The sequence below is a fragment of the Pseudomonas sp. B21_DOA genome, from assembly GCA_030544685.1.
Classification (GTDB): domain Bacteria; phylum Pseudomonadota; class Gammaproteobacteria; order Pseudomonadales; family Pseudomonadaceae; genus Aquipseudomonas; species Aquipseudomonas fluorescens_AO.
The window spans coordinates 3,073,298-3,093,348 of sequence record CP086683.1 but is presented as its reverse complement, the minus strand read 5'-3'; the positions used below and the strand labels follow the sequence as shown (position 1 = coordinate 3,093,348).

Here is a 20,051-nt window from a genome sequence, read left to right as displayed (position 1 = left end):
GCAGTACCGCCCCTTGGCGAGCAAGCTCGCTGCCACATTTGCAATGCCCCCTGTGGGAGCGAGCCTGCTCGCGAAAGCAATCGATCAGACACCACAGAATTCGGCACTAACAAAAACGGCAGCCCCACAGGGCTGCCGCTTGTTGTTTACCGCTGAACTTACGCCAGGTTGGAAAGCATTTCCTTGGCCTCGCCCCGCTGCTTCTCGTCACCCTCGGTCAACACTTCGTTGAGGATGTCACGGGCACCGTCGGCGTCGCCCATGTCGATGTAGGCCTGGGCCAGATCGAGTTTGGTCGCTGCTTCGTCGGTGCCGGCGAGGAAGTCGAAATCGTCTTCGCCCAGATCGTCACCCATCGCCGCGTCCGCTTCGGTGAAGCTCGGCTCGGCCATGCTTTGCGACAGGCGATCCAGCTCGGCATTGACGTCGTCCAGCTCGGCCGCGAAGGCATCCGGCTCAGCAGCGGGGTTGCTGTCCATTTCGTCCGCCAGCGACAGGTCGAAATCGGCTGGGAGTTCCAGATCGTCCTGCGGGACGTCAGCAACTACCGGCGTCTCGACCGGTGGCAAGTCCTTCACGCCGTCGTCCAGATCCAGCAGGAAGTCATCTTCAGCCAACGTGGCCGGCGATGGTTCGGCGCCGAGATCCATGTCCAGATCGAAGTCCGACAGATCGTCGAGATTGTCTTTCATCTCGGTCTGCTCTTGCAGCACCGAGGCGAAACTCAGATCGTCTTCAGCCGGAAATGCGTCGAGCTCGACCGGCGCTTCTGGCTCGACCACTGGTGCAGGATCGACCGGGGTGATGTTGTCGAGGTCGTCCAGGCTCAAATCGAACGCGGTGTCGAGGTCGTCAGCGGCGGTCTCGGGCGCTTGCGGCTCGTCTTGCAGCAGTTCCTTGACGTACTGTGCGTCCAGCTCGGCAGCGACGGCGGCAGCCGCCAGCCCACCGGCAGCAACCACGGCCATGGCCGGGAAGCGGCTTTTCAGTGCTTCGACCTTGGCGAAGTTATCGCCATTAGCCACAAGTTGACGCTCCTGCGCGACGAACGCATCGCGGTCGCCCTGCTGGCCGTAGACTTCCATCAGTTTCAGGCGCAGATCGCTGCGTTCCGGCTCAAGGCTGACGCCCTCTTCCAGCAGCGCGGCGGCCTGATTAAGGCGGCCGGCGTTGATGTGCGATTGCGCTTTGTCGAGCACATCATCAGAGCGCTCGCCGGCCGGAGCCACCAGAGGTGCGGCAATCGGCGCAGCCATCACCACCGGAGTGACGACCGGTGCAGGGGCTGGCGCAGGTGCCGGAGCTGGCGTGTTGAGTTTGACGCTGGCTGCCGGGGTTTCCAGGCCAGAGAAGCTGCTTTCCGGCAGATCCTGCTCAGCGGAGAACTCTTGCTCTTCAGCCAGAGCGCGGGCCATGCGCAGGTGCTTTTCGGCTTCCTGCTGGGCTTTGCGACGGCGCGCCAGCAGCAACAGCAGAAGCAGCAGAACCACCGCACCGCCGCCGATCAGGCCGAGCAGGATCGGATTGGTCAGCAGTTCATTGAAGGCTTTATCGTCATCGGCGGCAGCAGGCGTGGTTTCGACCACCGGCTCGACGACTGGCTCAACCGGGGTTTCCGCTGGCGGCGCGATGGCCGACTCTGGAGTCGGGAAGCCGCTGCGGCGTCGGCCGGGGTGGCTGGCGGTGTTGCGGCCAGTTCGGCAGTGATCGCCGGCACCGGCGGCACAGCAGCAGTGGCGCCAGGCGCAGCGCCGGCGCCGTCGGCCTGCATCTTCGCCAGTTGATTGTTCTTCAGCTCGATCAGCTTTTGCAGCTTGTCCAGTTGGCTCTGCAGATCAGCCATGCGGCTTTTCAGTTCCTCGTTGTCACGACGGGTCGTGTCGAGGTTTTCCTGGGTGATCGCCAGTTTGTTGCTCAGCGCCTTGGCGTCGCCCGCCGGGCCTTTCGCACCGGGCTTGGCGCTTTCCGCCGAGACCAGGCTCAGATTGTCCTGTGTGTTGGCCGCTGCACCAGCATTGCCACGACCACGATTGGTCGCATCCAGCTGCTGCTGACCGGTGCCAGGCTTGGCCGTGTAACGACGGCCCTGACGCCAGGCTTCGTTCTGCGCCGCCACTTCAGCGATGGCCGCCGATTGCGGCAGCGCCGTGCTTTGTACCGGATCGGGCAGACGCAGCACCTGGCCGGTTTTCAGACGGTTGATGTTGCCGTCGATAAAGGCATTCGGATTGAGCGCCTGAATCGCCAGCATGGTCTGCTGCACCGAGCCACCGTTGCGCGCCTTCGCGGCGATTTCCCACAGGGTGTCGCGCGGCGTGGTGGTGTATTGATTGCGATGGGTGGCGCCAGTGGTTGGCGCAGTGATGGTCTGCGACGGCGCCGGTTGCGCGGCGGCGTCTGCGGTCTGCGGCGAGAATTTCGACGGATCGAGCAGCACGCTGTAATCACGCAGCAGGCGGCCATTGGGCCACATCACCTGCACGAGGAACTTCACCATCGGTTCCGACAGCGGTTGGCTCGAGGTTACGCGCAACACGCTTTTGCCGCTGGCGTTGAGTACCGGGGTGAACGTCAGATCATTGAGAAAGGCCTGCCGATCGACGCCAGCCTTGGCGAAGTCTTCAGGGGAAGCCAGGCTCGGCACCACCTCGGCGGCGGTGAGATCCTTGACGTCGAGCAGCTCGATTTCAGCCACCAACGGCTGGTTCAGGGTCGACTTCAGGGTCAGCTCCCCGAGCCCGAGGGCATGCGCCATACCGGAGGACAGCGCCGAGGCGGCCGCTATTGCTAACACCAGTTTGCGAACTTGAACCATAGCCTCATCCTTTGTTTGAACGTTCCTCGGCCAGCGAGAAGCTTTTGAATACCGCTGCCGTAAGGCATTGCGCGCGACGACGGGGTCGCCGCGCGCGATCATTTCGGTGCTGCCCGGAAAGTCCCGGAGGGTGACTCGTCATCGACGCGCTTCGGGCAAGCATAGCGCTCACCTAGAATCAGTCGACAAATTGTTGCCAAGTATCTTTTACAGCAGGTCTTTTATCAACAACTCAGCCAGTTGCACGGCATTGAGCGCCGCGCCTTTGCGTACGTTATCTGACGTCAGCCAAAGATTTAGTTCCGCCGGGTCGTCGACACCACTGCGCACGCGGCCGACATAGACCACGTCCTGCCCCACCGCATCGCCGACCGCGGTCGGATAATCGCCGGCCTCGACCAGCTCGATGCCCGGTGCAGCCTCGAGCGCGGCGTTGACCTTTTCCAGGTCAACAGCGCTGCCTGACTGCAAGGTCACGCTAAAGCTATCGCCAAAAAACACCGGGGCTTGAACGCAAGTGGCAGAAATCTTCAATAAAGGTTTTGCCAGGACCTGGCGCAGCTCTCGAACCAATCGTTTTTCCAGCAGCGTGTGGCCTTGCGCATCAGGCGTACCGACTTGCGCCAGCAGGTTGAAGGCCATCTGCCGATCAAAGAAGGTCGGCTCCAGCGGGCGCATGTTCAGCAGCTCGGCAGTCTGCCGCGCGAGCTCGGTGACCGCTTCGCGACCTTGCGCAGAAACGGCCAGGTTGGCGGTGACGTTGACGTATTGCAGATCGAGCAGATCGAGCAACGGCGCCAGCACCACGGCAAGCGTAGTGGCCGACGGGCTTGGGCTGCTGACCTGGAACGGGCTTTTCAGACTGGCGAGAATATCGGCATTGGCCTCGGGCACCACTTGTGGCGCCTGATCGGCAGGCAAGGCGCCAGACAGGTCGATCAACGAGCAACCGGCAGCATGGGCGCGAGCGGCGTAGCTCAGCGACACCGCAGCGCCAGCGGCGAAGAACACCAGTCTGACCTTGCTGAAATCGAACTCGTCGACCTCGCGCACGCGGACGTTTTTGTTGCGGAACAGTACCGAGCTGCCGGCCGATTCGCTGCTGGCCAGCAGGTGCAGATTGCCGACCGGGAAGTCGCGCTCTTCGAGAATCTGTACGAGGGTTTCGCCGACAGTACCGGTGGCGCCGATAACGGCGATATCGAAAGTCTGGGTCATGGAGCTACCTCTGGCAAAACGGGGGAGCGGCACTTTACCGGGTGGGTGGCGCACAGGCAATTTCTGCCCGTACCGATCGTTCCCACGCTCTGCGTGGGAATGCCTCAACGGACGCTCCGCGTTCTGCTTCGGAAGGACGCAGAGCGTCCCGGGATGCATTCCCACGCGGAGCATGGGAACGATCATTGCGCATAAAAAAACCCGCACCTCTCACAAGGCACGGGCTCTTTCATTGCTTCAAGCGATCAACGCTCCAGCAGGATCCGCAGCATGCGGCGCAGCGGTTCGGCCGCGCCCCACAGCAGTTGGTCGCCGACGGTGAAGGCGCCGACGAATTGCGAACCCATGTTCAGCTTGCGCAGACGACCGACCGGTACATTCAGGGTGCCGGTGACCTTGGTCGGGCTCAGCTCCTGCATGCTGATCTCGCGGTTGTTCGGTACCAGCTTGACCCACGGGTTGTGCTGGCTGATCAGCCCTTCGATATCGGCGATCGGTACGTCTTTGTTCAGCTTGATGGTCAGCGCCTGGCTGTGGCAGCGCATGGCGCCGATGCGCACGCAGATACCGTCAACCGGGATCGGGCTCTTGAAGCGACCGAGGATCTTGTTGGTCTCGGCCTGGGCCTTCCACTCTTCGCGGCTCTGGCCGTTCGGCAGTTCCTTGTCGATCCACGGGATCAGGCTGCCGGCCAGCGGTACACCGAAGTTTTCGGTCGGGTACGCGTCGCTGCGCATGGCTTCGGCCACGCGACGGTCGATGTCGAGGATCGCGCTGGCCGGGTCGGCCAGTTGATCGGCGACAGCGGCGTGGGTCGCGCCCATCTGCTTGATCAGTTCACGCATGTTCTGCGCGCCGGCACCGGAGGCCGCCTGATAGGTCATGGCGCTCATCCATTCGACCAGACCGGCCTCGAACAGACCGCCCAGACCCATCAGCATCAGGCTGACGGTGCAGTTGCCGCCGATGTAGTTCTTGGTGCCCGCGTCCAGCTGCTGGTCGATGACCTTGCGGTTGACCGGGTCGAGAATGATCACCGCGTCATCGTTCATGCGCAGGCTCGACGCCGCGTCGATCCAGTAACCCTGCCAGCCGGCTTCGCGCAGCTTGGGGAATACTTCGCTGGTGTAGTCGCCGCCCTGGCAGGTCAGGATCACGTCGAGGGTCTTCAGCTCGTCAATGCTGTAAGCGTCCTTGAGCGGAGCAATGTCCTTGCCCACGGACGGGCCTTGGCCACCGACATTGGACGTGGTGAAAAACACCGGCTCGATAAGATCGAAATCCTGCTCTTCCAGCATCCGCTGCATGAGCACGGAACCGACCATCCCGCGCCAACCGATCAGACCTACACGTTTCATCGCAACTACACCTTCTTGAAAAGTGGGCCGCTGCTTTGTATTGAATTTCGCAGCGGGCCCGAGAGATTACAGATTCCGCAGCGCGGCGACTACTGCGTCGCCCATTTCCTGCGTACCGACTTTGGTACAACCGGCCGAGTAGATGTCGCCGGTGCGCAAGCCCTGATCGAGCACCACACTGACCGCTTTTTCGATGGCATCGGCAGCGTCGTGCAGATTGAAGCTGTAACGCAGCATCATCGATACCGACAGGATCGTCGCCAGCGGGTTGGCGATACCTTTGCCAGCGATGTCCGGCGCCGAACCGTGGCACGGCTCGTACATGCCCTTGTTGTTGGAATCCAGCGAGGCCGACGGCAGCATGCCGATCGAACCGGTGAGCATCGACGCTTCGTCGGAGAGGATGTCGCCGAACATGTTGTCGGTGACGATCACGTCGAACTGCTTGGGTGCACGCACCAGTTGCATGGCGGCGTTGTCGACGTACATGTGGCTCAGTTCGACTTCCGGGTAATCCTTGGCCACCTGCTCGACCACTTCGCGCCACAACTGGCTGGATGCCAGCACATTGGCTTTGTCCACCGAGCAGAGCTTCTTGCTACGAACCATGGCCATGTCGAAACCGACACGGGCGATGCGGCGGATTTCGCTTTCGCTGTACGGCAGGGTGTCGTAGGACTGACGCTCGCCGTTGTCCAGCGTACGGGTGCCACGCGGCGCGCCGAAGTAAATGCCGCCGGTCAGCTCACGGACGATGAGGATGTCCAGACCGGCAACGATTTCCGGTTTCAGGCTCGACGCGTCGGCCAGTTGCGGATAGAGGATCGCCGGGCGCAGGTTGCCGAACAGGCCCAGTTGCGCACGGATTTTCAGCAGACCGCGTTCAGGGCGGATATCACGCTCGATGGTGTCCCATTTCGGCCCACCGACAGCGCCCAGCAGTACGGCGTCGGCAGCCCGTGCATGATCGAGGGTTTCGTCGGCCAGCGGCACGCCGTGCTTGTCGATGGCCGCGCCACCGATCACGTCGTGGCTCAGCTCGAAGCCCAGGCTGTACTTGTCATTGGCCAATTCCAGCACCTTGACCGCTTCGGCCATGATTTCCGGACCAATGCCGTCACCCGGGAGAATCAGAATCTGCTTGCTCATGCGTTCCTCGTGTCTTCAAGCGGTACGCCACTGAACGGCGCGCCGGGAAAAATTCTTATCGCTCGGCCATCAGTACGATCACATCGGTACTGAACGAGCCGTCGGCATCTATCTCAAAATACTCACGCACTTCGTTGCCCATCGACTGCTGCAACTGGCGGATCGCCGCGCGCATCACTTCTGGCGTGCGCATGCGCTCGACCCAGCTGCCGTACTCCAGACGCAGGCGCTGACGCGTGGTGCTGCGCACATGCAGACCGGCCTCGCTGACCTGGCGCAGCCACTCGGCGGCGGAGTAGTCGCGCACGTGGCTGGTGTCGCGCAGCACTTCAACGCTTTGCAGGTAAGTGTCGAACAATGGACTGCCCGGTGACAACACATCAACGAACGCTGCCACGCCACCTGGCTTCAGCACCCGACGTACTTCGCGCAACGCCAGGCCAAGGTCGCTCCAGTGATGCGCCGAATAGCGGCTGAACACGAAATCGAACTCGCCATCGGCGAACGGCAAGCGCTCGGCAGCACCGTTGACGGTAGTGATGTTGCTCAAGCCGCGATCGACGGCAGCGCCGGCAACCACGTCGAGCATTTGTTGCGACAGGTCGTAAGCCACCACTTCCCTGACCAGCGGTGCAACATGAAAGCTGACGTGACCGGCACCACAACCCAGATCCAGCACCCGCGCACCGCCCTGCCCGGCCAGCTCAGCCTGCAGCAGTGCGAATTCACTGCCTTGGGCGTGAACGGCGCTGCTCAGGTAAGCGGCGGCCTGATCGCCGAATTGCTTCTGGACGACCTGAGTGTGTTGGGCGGTGCTGGTCATGGTCACATCCTGGTATCTATGTTGTTTGGGCTGCCGTCTTCGCGAGCAGGCTCGCTCCCACAGGGGAATGCATTCCAAGGTGGGAGCGAGCCTGCTCGCGAAGGGGCCCGCCTTGACTACATCAATCTCGAATCAGGCGTCGCGGAACAACCACGGCTGGCTAACCCGATGTTTTGCCTCGAACGTCGCAATCGCGTCGCCGTCCTGCAAGGTCAGGCCGATATCGTCCAGACCATTGAGCAGGCAGTGCTTGCGGAACGCGTCGATTTCGAAGCCATACACCTTGCCATCAGGGCGGGTCACGGTCTGCGCCTGCAAGTCGATCTGCAATTGATAACCCGGCTCGGCTTCAACCTGCTTAAACAGTTCATCAACTTCTGCATCGCTGAGAATGATCGGCAGCAGGCCGTTCTTGAAACTGTTGTTGAAGAAGATGTCGGCGTAACTCGGCGCAATGATGCTACGGAAACCGTACTCTTCCAGCGCCCACGGCGCGTGTTCACGGCTCGAGCCGCAGCCGAAGTTCTCGCGGGCGAGCAATACGCTGGCACCCTGATAACGCTCGGCGTTGAGGACGAAATCCTTGTTCAACGGACGCTTGGAGTTGTCCTGATATGGCTGGCCGACATCCAGATAACGCCACTCGTCGAACAGGTTCGGACCGAAACCGGTGCGCTTGATCGACTTCAAGAACTGCTTGGGAATGATCTGATCGGTGTCGACGTTGGCACGATCCAGAGGCGCGACAAGACCCGTGTGCTGAGTAAATGCCTTCATCTTTACTGTGCTCCTTGGATCAATTCACGAACATCGATGAAACGGCCGTTCACCGCTGCTGCCGCCGCCATGGCCGGGCTGACCAGGTGGGTACGGCCACCGGCGCCCTGACGGCCTTCGAAGTTACGGTTGGAAGTCGAGGCGCAATGCTCGCCGGACTCCAAACGGTCCGGGTTCATCGCCAGGCACATCGAGCAGCCCGGCTCGCGCCATTCGAAACCGGCCTCGAGGAAAATCTTGTCGAGCCCTTCGGCTTCGGCCTGCGCCTTGACCAGACCTGAGCCCGGCACGACGATCGCCTGCTTGATGGTCGAGGCCACCTTGCGGCCCTTGGCGATCACCGCAGCGGCGCGCAAGTCTTCGATGCGCGAGTTGGTGCAGGAACCAATGAACACGCGATCAAGCTGAATGTCGGTGATCGCCTGATTGGCGGTCAGCCCCATGTATTTCAAGGCGCGGACGATCGAGTCGCGCTTGACCAGATCCATTTCCTTGGCCGGGTCTGGCACGTTCTGATCGACAGCCAACACCATCTCAGGGAAGTGCCCCAGCTGACTTGCGGCTTGATCTGCGCGGCGTCGAGCTCGACCACCGTGTCGAACTTGGCATCGGCGTCGGAAACCAGGTCTTTCCAGGCTTCGACGGCCATGTCCCACTGCTCGCCTTTCGGCGCGAATGGACGACCTTTGACGTAGTCGATGGTCTTCTGGTCCGCCGCCACCAGGCCGACGCGGGCGCCGGCTTCGATGGACATGTTGCAGATGGTCATGCGGCCTTCAACGGACAGATCGCGGATCGCGCTGCCGGCAAACTCGATGGCATGGCCATTACCGCCAGCGGTGCCGATCTTGCCGATCACCGCAAGGACGATGTCCTTGGCGGTCACGCCGAACGGCAACTGGCCTTCGACGCGCACCAGCATGTTTTTCATTTTCTTGGCGACGAGGCACTGGGTGGCGAGCACGTGCTCGACCTCGGAGGTGCCGATGCCGTGGGCCAATGCACCGAATGCGCCGTGGGTCGAAGTGTGCGAGTCACCGCAGACCACGGTCATGCCCGGCAAGGTCGCACCCTGCTCCGGGCTGATCACGTGAACGATACCCTGACGCACGTCGTTCATCTTGAATTCGACGATGCCGTATTCATCGCAATTGTCATCGAGGGTCTGCACCTGCAAACGCGAGACCTGGTCGGCAATGGCTTCGATACCGCCCTTGCGCTCCGGAGTGGTCGGTACGTTGTGGTCCGGGGTCGCAATGTTGGCATCGATGCGCCAAGGCTTGCGCCCGGCCAGGCGCAGGCCTTCGAAGGCTTGCGGCGAAGTCACTTCGTGGATGATGTGACGATCGATGTAGATCAGCGCCGAGCCATCGTCGCGCTGCTTGACCAAATGCGAATCCCAGAGCTTGTCGTAGAGCGTTTTGCCGGCCATCAGACGGTTCCTCATCAGCTTGTTTCTATGCCCTGGGCTTATCAATAACCCTTTGGCTTGTGAGGCCGATCCTATGGGGTTAGATTAAATAACTCAAATTCATATTTTTTATGCTTTGGATAACCAACTGGAATGCGACATGGACTTGGCTAACCTCAACGCTTTTATTGCCATCGCCGAGACCGGCAGTTTTTCCGGCGCTGGCGAACGCCTTCATCTGACCCAACCGGCGATCAGCAAGCGCATCGCCGGGCTTGAGCAGCAATTGAAGGTGCGGCTGTTCGACCGACTGGGTCGCGAAGTAGGCCTGACCGAGGCCGGTCGTGCCCTGCTGCCACGGGCTTATCAGATTCTCAATGTGCTCGACGACACCCGCCGCGCCCTGACCAACCTGACCGGTGAGGTCAGCGGTCGCCTGACGCTGGCCACCAGTCACCACATCGGCCTGCACCGCTTGCCGCCTCTATTAAGAGAGTTCACCCGCCGCTACCCACAGGTTGCGCTGGATATTCAGTTCCTTGATTCGGAAGTGGCCTACGAGGAAATTCTCCACGGCCGCGCCGAACTGGCGGTCATCACCCTCGCGCCAGAGCCACACACCCTGGTCAAAGCCACGCCGGTATGGGACGACCCGCTGGATTTCGTCGTCGCCCCGGAGCACTCGCTGATCAATAACGGCGTCGTCAGTCTGGCGGACATTGCCGGTCATCCGGCGGTTTTCCCCGGCGGCAACACCTTTACTCATCATATCGTCCAGCGTTTGTTCGAAGCCCAAGGCCTCACGCCGAACATCGCCATGAGCACCAACTATCTGGAAACCATCAAGATGATGGTCTCCATTGGCCTGGCCTGGAGCGTGCTGCCGCGCACCATGCTCGACGAACAAGTGGCAAGCATCGCATTGCCGGGCATACAGCTCACTCGCCAGCTAGGCTATATCTTGCACACCGAACGGACGCTATCGAATGCAGCTAGAGCCTTCATGGCCCTGCTGGATGCACAAATCGATCGGCCAGGGATCCCGGCCTGACTTGTGCTACTTCTATAGAGCCGCTCCTGTGCCTAACGCCACTCAGCTCAAGGCCCGCTGACAATGCCGAAATCCGTTGACCGAACTCCGCCGATGCCGCGAATCCAGGCCGTCGATCCGCGCCATTCCGAGCAGAGCTGGGAAAGCGCGCCGCAACTGCTCGCTGCACTCAACGGCGCGCGGCTCGGCGCGTGGTATTGGGACATCGAGCGCGGCCAGATCAGCTGGTCGCGGGGCACCCAGGCGTTGTTCGGTTTCGATCCACGGCAGCCGTTGCCCGCCGACCTGGAATACCTCGACCTGCTGCCGCCGGAAGACCGCGCGAAAACCGTGCGCGCGTTCCACGCAGTGATCGCCGGCGCCCCGTTGGAGCAGGCGATGCATCACCGCATTCGCTGGCCCGACGGCAGCCTGCACTGGCTGGAGATCAGCGGCAGCCTGTTGCCGGACAAGAACGGTCGGCCCCGAATGATCGGGGTGATTCGCGAAATCACCCACCAACGCCAGCGCGAGCAGGCCCTGAGCAGCTCGGAGAAACGTTTCGCTACACTTTTCCACCTGTGCCCGAACATGGTGCTGCTGACCCGGCAGGAGGACGGCCTGATCAGCGAGGCCAATCAGTATTTCGAAAGCCTGTTCGGCTGGCCGGTGCAAAGCGCGATCGGCCGCACCACCCTGGAACTGGGCTTGTGGGTGCACCCCGAGCAACGTGCCGAACTGGTGAAAAAACCAAGGCCAAGGGCGAACTGATCAGCATGGAAGTGCAGTTCCGCGCCAGCAATGGCCAGGTCCACGACGGCATCCTCAGCGCGCAAAAAGTCGAGCTCGAAGGCCAGCCCTATCTGCTCAGCACGTTCCTCGACACCACCGAACGCAAAGCCGCCGAACTGGCCTTGAAGGACAGCCAGGAACGCCTCGACCTGGCGCTGGATTCAGCACAACTTGGCACCTGGGACTGGCACATCCCCAGCGGCATGCTTTACGGCTCGGCGCGCGCTGCGCAATTGCACGGGCTGGAGCCGATTCCATTCCATGAATCATTCGAGGAGTTTTTCGAAGGCGTGCCGGGCGAGGAGCGCGACACTATGCGCGACGCCTACCGCAGCCTGCGCGAGGGCCCCGCCGGCAATTATCAACTGACCTATCGCGTGCAATTGCCCGACGGCAGCTCGCGCTATCTGGAAAGCCGCGCCCGCCTGTACCGCGACGACAACGGCGCGCCGCTGCGCATGGCCGGCACGCTGCTGGACATCACCGATCAGGTCGAGCGGGAGCAGCGGCTGGTGGCATCGGAAGAAAAATTCGCCACGCTGTTCCAGGTCAGCCCCGATCCGATCTGCGTGACGCGCCAGGAAACCGGGGAGTTCATCGAGATCAATTCGAGCTTCAGCCAAACCTTTGGCTGGAGCGCCGCCGATGTGATCGGCCACACCGCCGAGGAAATCGGCCTGTGGGACGCCTCGGCGAAAAGCCTGCAACGCATCGAACGGGTGATTCGCGAACAAGGCCTGAGTAACGTGGCCATTCTCGTCCAGCACAAGGACGGCCAGTCGCTGACCTGCGTGATTTCCAGTCGGCAGATCAGCGTCGGCGACCAGCCGTGCATCGTCACCACCCTGCGCGACATCACCCAGCAACAGCGCTCGGAAGCGGCGCTTAAGGCCAGCGAAGAAAAATTCGCCAAGGCGTTTCACTCCAGCCCCGACGCCATCACCATCACCGAGCGCGACACCGGGCGTTATCTAGAGGTCAACGACGGCTTTTGTCGCCTCACCGGCTACCGCGCCGACGAAGTGGTGGGTAAAACCGTTTACCAAGTAGGCATCTGGGCCGAAGAAAAGCAGCGCTCGACGCTTCTCGCCGAACTGCAGATCAAGGGCCGCGTGCATCATCAGGAGATGCTCGGGCGCAACAAGCGCGGCGAATTGCTCACTGTCGAGGTCTCGGTCGAGCCAATCACCCTCAATGAAACCGCGTGCCTGCTGTTGACCGCGCGCGACGTCAGCCTGTTGAAGAACGCCGAAGCACAGATACGTCACCTGGCCTATCATGACCCGCTGACCAACCTGCCCAACCGCGCCCTGCTGATGGATCGCCTGAGTCAGCAGATCGCCCTGCTCAAGCGCCACAATCTGCGCGGCGCCTTGCTGTTTCTCGACCTCGATCACTTCAAGCACATCAACGATTCCCTTGGCCACCCGGTCGGCGACACCGTGCTGAAAATCATCACCGCGCGGCTCGAAGCCAGCGTGCGCATGGAAGACACGGTGGCACGCCTCGGTGGCGATGAATTCGTGGTGTTGCTCAGCGGCCTCGAAGGTTCGCGCAGTGAGGTCAGCGAGCAAGTACGTGCCTTGGCCGACACCATTCGCGAATTGCTTTCGGAGCCGATGTTCCTCGATGGCCAGCGCCTGCAAGTGACGCCGAGCATTGGCGTCGCGCTGATTCCCGATCATGGCTCGACGCCGACCGACCTGCTCAAACGCGCCGACATCGCCCTGTACCGGGCCAAGGATTCCGGGCGCAACACCACGCAGATGTATCACAACACCATGCAGAAAGCGGCCAGCGAACGCTTGCGCATGGAGACCGATCTGCGCCTGGCGCTATCACGCGGCGAGTTCAACGTGCACTTTCAGCCGCAAGTCGATGCCCGCGACAACCGCATCATTGGCGCCGAAGCCCTGGTGCGCTGGAACCATCCCGAACTCGGCGCGCAATCGCCTACTGAATTCATCAAAGTGCTGGAAGACAGCGGTCTGATCCTCGAAGTCGGCACGTGGATCCTCGATGAAGCCTGCAACGCCTTCAAACAATTGATCGCACTGAAACTCGTCGACCCGCACAACTTCAGCCTGTGCGTGAACATCAGCCCGCGGCAGTTCCGTCAGAACGATTTCGTCGAACGCATCGAACACAGCATGACCAGCCACGGCCTGCCCTGCTCGCTGCTGAAACTGGAGATCACCGAAGGCATCGTCATTCAGAATCTGGACGACACCATCAGCAAAATGCGCCGCTTGAAAAAGCTCGGCGTGAGTTTCGCCATGGACGATTTCGGCACCGGTTATTCATCACTGACGTACCTGAAACGGCTGCCGGTCGACACGCTGAAAATCGACCAGTCGTTTATCCGCGATGCGACCACCGACTCCAATGTCGCGGAGATCATTCGCGCAATTGTCGCGATGGCCCGCAGCCTCGAGCTGGAAGTGATTGCCGAAGGCGTGGAGACGCCGGAGCAGTTGGCATTTTTGCAGGGGTTGGACTGCCATTTGTATCAGGGCTATTTGCACAGCCGGCCGGTGGCGCTGGAGGATCTGAAGAAACTGCTCGAATAGCGGACGCAAAAAGGGCGCCATCGCTGGCGCCCTTTTTGTTGCCCTGGGGTTATTGCAGAACGGGCTGCTGCGCTCCATTGATCGGGATGCGCTTGGCTTTCGCTTCTTCCGGGATCACACGGAGCAGGTCAATGCTCAGCAGGCCGTTGCGCAGGGCAGCGTCCTTGATCTCGATGTGATCGGCCAGACGGAACGACAGCTTGAAGGCTCGCTGGGCGATGCCTTGATGCAAGAACGTGACGCTCTCGTCAGTGTCACGCTTGCCGCCACTGATGGTCAGCACACCCTTCTCGACTTGCAGGTCCAGGTCTTCTTCCTGGAAACCGGCGGCCGCAACGACGATACGGTATTGGTCATCACCGTGTTTTTCGACGTTGTAAGGTGGGTAGCTGCTGCCTGGCTCGTTGCGCAGGGCGGTTTCGAACAGGTCGTTGAAACGGTCGAAACCTACCGAGGAACGGAACAGTGGCGCGAGAGAAAATGCAGTACTCATGATTCAAATCTCCTGAAAACAATCAGCAAGGTTTTGTGTCTCCGCGACCCGAATTCGGCATCGCGTAACCCTTAGATAGGGACCGCTGTTTTGATTTCAAGAGATTATTTTGAGTTTTTTCATACAGCTTCGACGAGCGGCAATCCGAGCAAACGCGAGACCTGATCCGGCTCGGTTTCGCGGCGTAGAACAGTGAAAAGCTCGACGGCTTGCGGGTAGTTGCGCGTCAGCATGGCCAGCCATTGCTTGAGGCGACCGGGCGATTGGCGCGCGGTCATTTGCGCCTTGGCCTGCAGCCAAAAGTCCTGAATCAGCGGCATCAGCTCGGCCCAGGTCATCTCGACGACCTCTTCCCCAGCGCGCGCCGCAGCGATCTGCCGAGCGAGATCCGGGCGGGAGACCAGACCCCGACCGAGCATGATGTCTTCGACACCGCTGATTTCGCGGCACCGACGCCAGTCTTCGACGCTCCAGATGTCCCCGTTGGCAAACACCGGCACCTTGACCACGTCCTGCACACGTGGGATCCACTCCCAATGAGCAGGCGGTTTGTAGCCGTCCATTTTCGTCCGCGCATGCACGACGATGTGCTCTGCCCCGCCTTCGGCCAGCGCCGTGGCGCAGACCAGCGAGCCGTCAGGGCTGTCGAAACCCAGACGCATTTTTGCCGTGACCGGGATGTGCGCCGGTACGGCGCGACGGACGTGCTCGACGATCTGGTTGAGCAGTTCCGGTTCCTTGAGCAGCACGGCACCGCCGCGGGATTTGTTGACGGTCTTGGCCGGGCAGCCGAAGTTCAGATCGATCACTTCCGAGCCAAGCTCGCAGGCCAGCGCGGCGTTTTCCGCCAGGCACACCGGATCGGAACCGAGCAATTGCACGCGCAGCGGCACACCGGACGCGGTGCGAGCACCGTTGAGCAGCTCGGGGCCAAACTTGTGGAAGTAAGCCGGTGTGAGCAACTGGTCGTTGACCCGAATGAATTCGGTCACGCACCAATCAATGCCGCCAACGCGGGTCAGCACGTCGCGCAGGATGTCGTCGACCAACCCTTCCATGGGCGCCAGAGCAATTTGCATGGGGAAACACTACTTGGAGAAAAACGTGCGGCAGTTTACTGGATATCGCGTAAAACCGCAGGACAACACATATCTCTGTGGGAGCGAGCCTGCTCGCGAAGACGGTCTGTCAGCTCATGCATGCGTGACTGACCTAACGCTTTCGCGAGCAGGCTCGCTCCCACAGGGTGAGATTTACATCGCCTCTGCAATATGGATCGCCGGGCCATAGCCTTCGATAAATTCAGCGGGCATGCGCTTGGGCTTGCCGGTCGACAGCTCGATGCAGACAAACGTGGTCTGCGCGCGCAACAGGGTGGCGTTGTCGCTGGGGCGTTTGAGTTGGAAATGTCGAGTCATTTTCAGGCGCTGGTCCCAGTCGACGATCCAGGTCGCCAGTTGCAATTCATCACCTTCATAGGCGGCGGCCAGGTAATCGATTTCGTGGCGGACGACAGCCATCGCCCGATCCAGCCGCCGATACTCGACCAGGTCCAGGCCGAGGCGCTGCGAGTGGCGCCAGGCGCAGCGCTCGAGCCAGGTCACGTACACCGCGTTGTTGGCGTGCCCGAGCCCGTCGATGTCTTCGGTGCCTACTTGCAGATCAATGGTAAACGGCGTTGCCCGATCCCAGCCCATGCCCCACTCCCGGTCAAAGTTTTCAACCGGGGCAGTGTAACGGAGCTCAGGCCGATTGGCGCGCCTGAAGGCTGCGACCGGCAAGCAGTGATAACACACCATCAATCACTCGAGGGTCGGCCAGCACGCGTTGATGGCCGCCGCTTTCCAGGCGCAGCAGGCGACTGTCGAACCAGGCTTCGTGAATCAATTGCGATTCCTTTACCGAGACGAAATTGTCGTCCTCGGCATGCACGATCAGGCCGGGCATATCCAGTTGATAGTGGGCAACGTCAAGCGTCGCGGCGCGCATGCCGACGTCCTGCTCGACTTGACGAATGAACGCCGAGCGCGCGCGCGGCGGCATGCCGACCATGCGCGCGAATCCGCGCAGTACGCCGAGAATCCTCGACGGAGCGGCGATGCTGACCAGGGTTTCAGTGCGTAGCCCCAATTGCACGGCGAGCATCGCGCTGGCGCCGCCCATGGAGTGTCCGATAACGGCTTGCAGCGGCGGCAATTCGGCAGCGGCTTCAAGCATGGCGCGAGCGAACAGCACCACATTGGCTTCGCGCCCAGGGGAGCGACCATGGGCCGGGCCGTCGAGTGCGACGACTGTATAACCGGCATCGACCAGCGCATGGATCAGCGAAGCGAATTGCGTTGGCCGCCCTTCCCAACCATGCATCAGCAGCACCGTAGGGCCTTGGCCCCAGCGCAGCGCCGACAGGCCGAAGCGCAACGTGATGCGTTCGGAGCTGGCCAACAGCGGCAGCTCCCAATCCCGCAGCGGTAGCGCGCGGGGCGTCATGAACGCCAGACGCATTTTGCTTGCCACCAGCTTCGGTGCAAACCAGCCCAAGGTACCGTTAACGCCACGAACCCACTTCAACGCGTTCATCGCTCTCTCCTCAGGCTTGCTGCCTTCAGGTCAACGCACCGCCGACTTGGCAGCGCGCAGCAGTCGATCGGATAACTCTCCCGGGCCCAGCGCTCTTGCCAGCGCCAGACCGCCCACCATCAGCGCGACGTCGGCCAGAGCCTTGTCGGTGTCTTCCGGGCTGGCCGCCAGTTGCGCGACCATCAGCTCCAGATGCTCGTTCAGCGCGATGCGAAACGACTCCGGCAAACGCCCCAATTCACCAATCGAAGCCGGAATCGGGCACGCCGCGTCGCTGGAATCCCGGTGCTTGCGCGACAGGTAAAACGCAGCCACCAAGGCGCGACGCTCTTCGCCGGTCAGATCGGCATCCATGTCGGCAATCAAGTCGCGACGGCGGCCCAGCAGTTGCTTGAACGCTTCGAGCATCATCGCGTCCTTGCTTTCGAAGTGTGCGTAGAAGCCGCCGACGGTCAGGCCGGCTGCGCCCATCACTTCGCCCACGCTCGGATCTGCCGGGCCGCGCTGAATCAGTGCAGCGCTGGCAGCCTTGAGGATGCGTTCGCGGGTTTGAGCTTTTTTATCGTTCATCGTTGCCTCCGAATATTACGACTAGAATATTATTCGCATAATAATATTACGCAAGTCATGAATATGACCGCTGGTCTGAAGCACAGTGTAAGGAAAATGGAGAATTGGCCAAACGCCAGACAAACAAAAGGGCCATTCAATAATTGAATGACCCTTATAAAATCCCGCAGAGCGGGTAATCGTGGCGTCCCCTAGGGGACTCGAACCCCTGTTACCGCCGTGAAAGGGCGGTGTCCTAGGCCACTAGACGAAGGGGACACAAACCCTTCTATACAACTGATCAGTGCTGAGAGCTGATCGATTCAAGGCCGGTGTGGCCAGACCTTGAACTGTAAAATTGGTGGAGCTAAGCGGGATCGAACCGCTGACCTCCTGCATGCCATGCAGGCGCTCTCCCAGCTGAGCTATAGCCCCGGATTTTTCGCCTCGCGGCGGAGTGATCTCTTGCAACATCACTTCTGTAAAACTGGCGTCCCCTAGGGGACTCGAACCCCTGTTACCGCCGTGAAAGGGCGGTGTCCTAGGCCACTAGACGAAGGGGACGCAAACCCTTCTATACAACTGATCAACGCTGAGTGTTGATCGCTTCAAGGCCGGTGTGGCCAGACCTCGAAGTGTAAATTGGTGGAGCTAGACGGGATCGAACCGTCGACCTCTTGCATGCCATGCAAGCGCTCTCCCAGCTGAGCTATAGCCCCTCATCGCTGAGGACGGGGCGAATCTTAAGGGCGTATCGAAAGCCTGTCAAACTTATTTTTGAAAAATTTCAAAATTTTTTGCCGGGATAACAATCACTTACCGCCCTCCCCGTAAATTCGGGAGAAACGCCGAAGGCAGGATCAAAAGATCGCAGCCTTCGGCAGTCCTGCAAAGAAGCAAAAGCAATCAGGCGATGGCGCCCAAGAGCTTTTCCCACTCTTTGTTTTCTTTCTTCGACACGCCACCCAGCAGGTCAATCGCCTGTCGCAAGCGGAAACGGGTCAGGTCCGGGCCGAGGATTTCCATCGCATCGAGCACCGACACCGAACTCGCCTGCCCGGTGATCGCAGCAAACATCAGCGGCATCGCATCGCGCAGTTTCAATTCGAGCGATTCGACTACCGCCTGGATCGTCGCGGTGATGCTGTCCTTCTCCCACTGACGCAGGCTTTCCAGCTTCCACAGGATCAACTGCATCAACTGACGAACCTGATCGCCGGAGAGTTTTTTCGACTCGAACAGCTTGGCATCCGGACTCACGCCGCCGGCAAAGAAGAACCCCGCCAGCGGTGCGACCTGGCTGAAGGTTTCAACCCGGCCCTGCACGTGCGGCGCGATCTTCATCATGTACTCGGGATTGAACGCCCACTTCTGCACCCGCGCAGCGAATTCTTCCACAGGCAGGTCGCGCAGCCACTGGCCGTTGAGCCACGACAGCTTCTCGATGTCGAAGATCGGCCCGCCGAGGGACACCCGCTTGAGGTCAAAATTGTCGACCATTTCCTGCAGCGAGAACTTCTCGCGCTCGTCCGGCATCGACCAGCCCATGCGCCCGAGGTAGTTGAGCATCGCTTCCGGCATGAAGCCCATGCGCTCGTAGAACGTCACCGAGGTCGGGTTCTTGCGCTTGGACAGCTTGCTCTTGTCCGGGTTGCGCAGCAGCGGCATGTAGCACAGCTCTGGTTGTTCCCAGCCGAAGTATTCGTAGAGCAAGATCAGTTTCGGGGCCGATGGCAGCCACTCTTCGCCACGCAGCACGTGGGTGATGCCCATCAGGTGATCGTCGACCACGTTGGCGAGGAAGTACGTCGGCAGGCCGTCGGTCTTCATCAGCACTTGCATGTCCATGCGATCCCACGGGATCTCGACGTCGCCACGCAGCATGTCCGGCACCACGCAGACGCCTTCGCTCGGCACCTTCATGCGAATCACGTGCGGTTCGCCAGCAGCCAGGCGCGCCGCGACTTCTTCCTTCGACAGCAACAGTGCGCGGCCGTCGTAGCGCGGGGTTTCGCCGCGAGCCATTTGCTCGGCGCGCATCTGATCGAGTTCTTCAGCGGTGCAGAAGCACGGGAACGCATGGCCCATGTCGACCAGTTGCTGGCAGTACTTCTGATAGATATCGCCGCGCTCGCTCTGCCGGTATGGGCCGTGCGGGCCGCCGACGTCCGGGCCTTCGCTCCAGTCGATACCGAGCCAGCGCAGGGCGTCGAAGATCTGCTGTTCGGACTCGCGGGTCGAACGCAACTGATCGGTGTCTTCGATGCGCAGGATGAACTCACCGCCGTGCTGCTTGGCAAAGCAGTAGTTGAACAATGCGATGTAAGCGGTACCTACGTGGGGGTCCCCGGTAGGCGATGGCGCGATGCGAGTGCGGACGGTGGTCATGGCTTGTCTCGAAAAAATGAAGAGCAGAACAATCAAGCGGCGAATGGTAACAGGCGACACCCGCCCCGCTCCAGCGGGCAGGTATTTAAGCCAGATACCCT

General features: G+C 61.0%; 12 protein-coding genes, 4 tRNA genes and 3 pseudogenes. 2 read left to right on the top strand and 17 right to left on the bottom strand.

The annotated features are described in order from the left end of the window. Positions 1–158: 158 nt before the first annotated feature. The 7 genes and pseudogenes from LJU32_14050 to leuC form a co-directional block, all read right to left on the bottom strand. Positions 159–2,815: pseudogene (locus tag LJU32_14050) on the bottom strand (peptidoglycan-binding protein). A 207-nt stretch (positions 2,816–3,022) separates the two neighbouring features. Further along, entirely contained in the window at positions 3,023–4,033 is a 1,011-nt protein-coding gene (locus tag LJU32_14045) for an aspartate-semialdehyde dehydrogenase (GenBank protein ID WKV86987.1), read from the bottom strand. A gap of 245 nt (positions 4,034–4,278) precedes the next feature. After that, positions 4,279–5,391 carry an aspartate-semialdehyde dehydrogenase gene (gene asd, locus LJU32_14040; GenBank protein WKV86986.1) on the bottom strand — a complete coding sequence of 371 codons (1,113 nt, stop codon included), beginning with the start codon at positions 5,389–5,391 and terminating at the stop codon, positions 4,279–4,281. A gap of 66 nt (positions 5,392–5,457) precedes the next feature. After that, a complete protein-coding gene (leuB, locus tag LJU32_14035) occupies positions 5,458–6,540 on the bottom strand; it encodes a 3-isopropylmalate dehydrogenase (protein WKV86985.1) in 1,083 nt (360 codons plus the stop codon). 55 nt (positions 6,541–6,595) lie between these two features. Beyond that, positions 6,596–7,363, bottom strand: coding sequence for a methyltransferase domain-containing protein (locus LJU32_14030; GenBank protein WKV86984.1), 768 nt, complete (start codon positions 7,361–7,363; stop codon positions 6,596–6,598). A gap of 132 nt (positions 7,364–7,495) precedes the next feature. Next, positions 7,496–8,140, bottom strand: a complete 645-nt coding sequence (leuD, locus tag LJU32_14025) for a 3-isopropylmalate dehydratase small subunit (GenBank protein ID WKV86983.1) — start codon at positions 8,138–8,140, stop codon at positions 7,496–7,498. A 2-nt stretch (positions 8,141–8,142) separates the two neighbouring features. Then, a pseudogene (gene leuC / locus LJU32_14020) lies at positions 8,143–9,572 on the bottom strand (3-isopropylmalate dehydratase large subunit). Positions 9,573–9,711: 139 nt separating this feature from the next. On the opposite strand from leuC, the gene LJU32_14015 reads away from it, so the two are divergent. Together LJU32_14015 and LJU32_14010 are read left to right on the top strand one after the other, a co-directional pair. Continuing rightward, positions 9,712–10,602: a LysR family transcriptional regulator gene (locus tag LJU32_14015; protein WKV86982.1), complete on the top strand. Its 891-nt coding sequence runs from the start codon at positions 9,712–9,714 to the stop codon at positions 10,600–10,602. Between the two features lie 63 nt (positions 10,603–10,665). Further along, a pseudogene (locus LJU32_14010) lies at positions 10,666–13,943 on the top strand (PAS domain S-box protein). A gap of 49 nt (positions 13,944–13,992) precedes the next feature. On the opposite strand, the gene LJU32_14005 reads toward LJU32_14010, so the two are convergent. The 10 genes from LJU32_14005 to gltX form a co-directional block, all read right to left on the bottom strand. Continuing rightward, positions 13,993–14,436, bottom strand: coding sequence for an Hsp20 family protein (locus LJU32_14005; protein ID WKV86981.1), 444 nt, complete (start codon positions 14,434–14,436; stop codon positions 13,993–13,995). A gap of 119 nt (positions 14,437–14,555) precedes the next feature. Beyond that, positions 14,556–15,515, bottom strand: coding sequence for a tRNA-dihydrouridine synthase (locus tag LJU32_14000; protein WKV86980.1), 960 nt, complete (start codon positions 15,513–15,515; stop codon positions 14,556–14,558). 174 nt (positions 15,516–15,689) lie between these two features. Beyond that, positions 15,690–16,133 (bottom strand): acyl-CoA thioesterase, encoded by a 444-nt coding sequence (locus tag LJU32_13995; GenBank protein WKV86979.1) that lies wholly within the window; start codon positions 16,131–16,133, stop codon positions 15,690–15,692. A gap of 46 nt (positions 16,134–16,179) precedes the next feature. Then, positions 16,180–17,013 carry an alpha/beta hydrolase gene (locus tag LJU32_13990; GenBank protein WKV86978.1) on the bottom strand — a complete coding sequence of 278 codons (834 nt, stop codon included), beginning with the start codon at positions 17,011–17,013 and terminating at the stop codon, positions 16,180–16,182. Between the two features lie 30 nt (positions 17,014–17,043). Then, positions 17,044–17,583, bottom strand: a complete 540-nt coding sequence (locus LJU32_13985; GenBank protein ID WKV86977.1) for a TetR/AcrR family transcriptional regulator — start codon at positions 17,581–17,583, stop codon at positions 17,044–17,046. Between the two features lie 182 nt (positions 17,584–17,765). Beyond that, a tRNA-Glu gene (locus tag LJU32_13980) sits at positions 17,766–17,841 on the bottom strand. Between the two features lie 80 nt (positions 17,842–17,921). Beyond that, positions 17,922–17,997, bottom strand: a tRNA-Ala gene (locus tag LJU32_13975). A gap of 53 nt (positions 17,998–18,050) precedes the next feature. Continuing rightward, a tRNA-Glu gene (locus LJU32_13970) sits at positions 18,051–18,126 on the bottom strand. A 79-nt stretch (positions 18,127–18,205) separates the two neighbouring features. After that, positions 18,206–18,281, bottom strand: a tRNA-Ala gene (locus tag LJU32_13965). Positions 18,282–18,468: 187 nt separating this feature from the next. Beyond that, positions 18,469–19,950: a glutamate--tRNA ligase gene (gltX, locus tag LJU32_13960; GenBank protein WKV86976.1), complete on the bottom strand. Its 1,482-nt coding sequence runs from the start codon at positions 19,948–19,950 to the stop codon at positions 18,469–18,471. Positions 19,951–20,051 lie beyond the last annotated feature (101 nt).

Coding starts and splice junctions, on each gene's coding strand:
- LJU32_14045 (WKV86987.1), bottom strand. CDS start 4,033: ATGACCCAGACTTTCGATATCGCCGTTATCGGCGCCACCGGTACTGTC.
- asd (WKV86986.1), bottom strand. CDS start 5,391: ATGAAACGTGTAGGTCTGATCGGTTGGCGCGGGATGGTCGGTTCCGTG.
- leuB (WKV86985.1), bottom strand. CDS start 6,540: ATGAGCAAGCAGATTCTGATTCTCCCGGGTGACGGCATTGGTCCGGAA.
- LJU32_14030 (WKV86984.1), bottom strand. CDS start 7,363: ATGACCAGCACCGCCCAACACACTCAGGTCGTCCAGAAGCAATTCGGC.
- leuD (WKV86983.1), bottom strand. CDS start 8,140: ATGAAGGCATTTACTCAGCACACGGGTCTTGTCGCGCCTCTGGATCGT.
- LJU32_14015 (WKV86982.1), top strand. CDS start 9,712: ATGGACTTGGCTAACCTCAACGCTTTTATTGCCATCGCCGAGACCGGC.
- LJU32_14005 (WKV86981.1), bottom strand. CDS start 14,436: ATGAGTACTGCATTTTCTCTCGCGCCACTGTTCCGTTCCTCGGTAGGT.
- LJU32_14000 (WKV86980.1), bottom strand. CDS start 15,515: ATGCAAATTGCTCTGGCGCCCATGGAAGGGTTGGTCGACGACATCCTG.
- LJU32_13995 (WKV86979.1), bottom strand. CDS start 16,133: ATGGGCTGGGATCGGGCAACGCCGTTTACCATTGATCTGCAAGTAGGC.
- LJU32_13990 (WKV86978.1), bottom strand. CDS start 17,013: ATGAACGCGTTGAAGTGGGTTCGTGGCGTTAACGGTACCTTGGGCTGG.
- LJU32_13985 (WKV86977.1), bottom strand. CDS start 17,583: ATGAACGATAAAAAAGCTCAAACCCGCGAACGCATCCTCAAGGCTGCC.
- gltX (WKV86976.1), bottom strand. CDS start 19,950: ATGACCACCGTCCGCACTCGCATCGCGCCATCGCCTACCGGGGACCCC.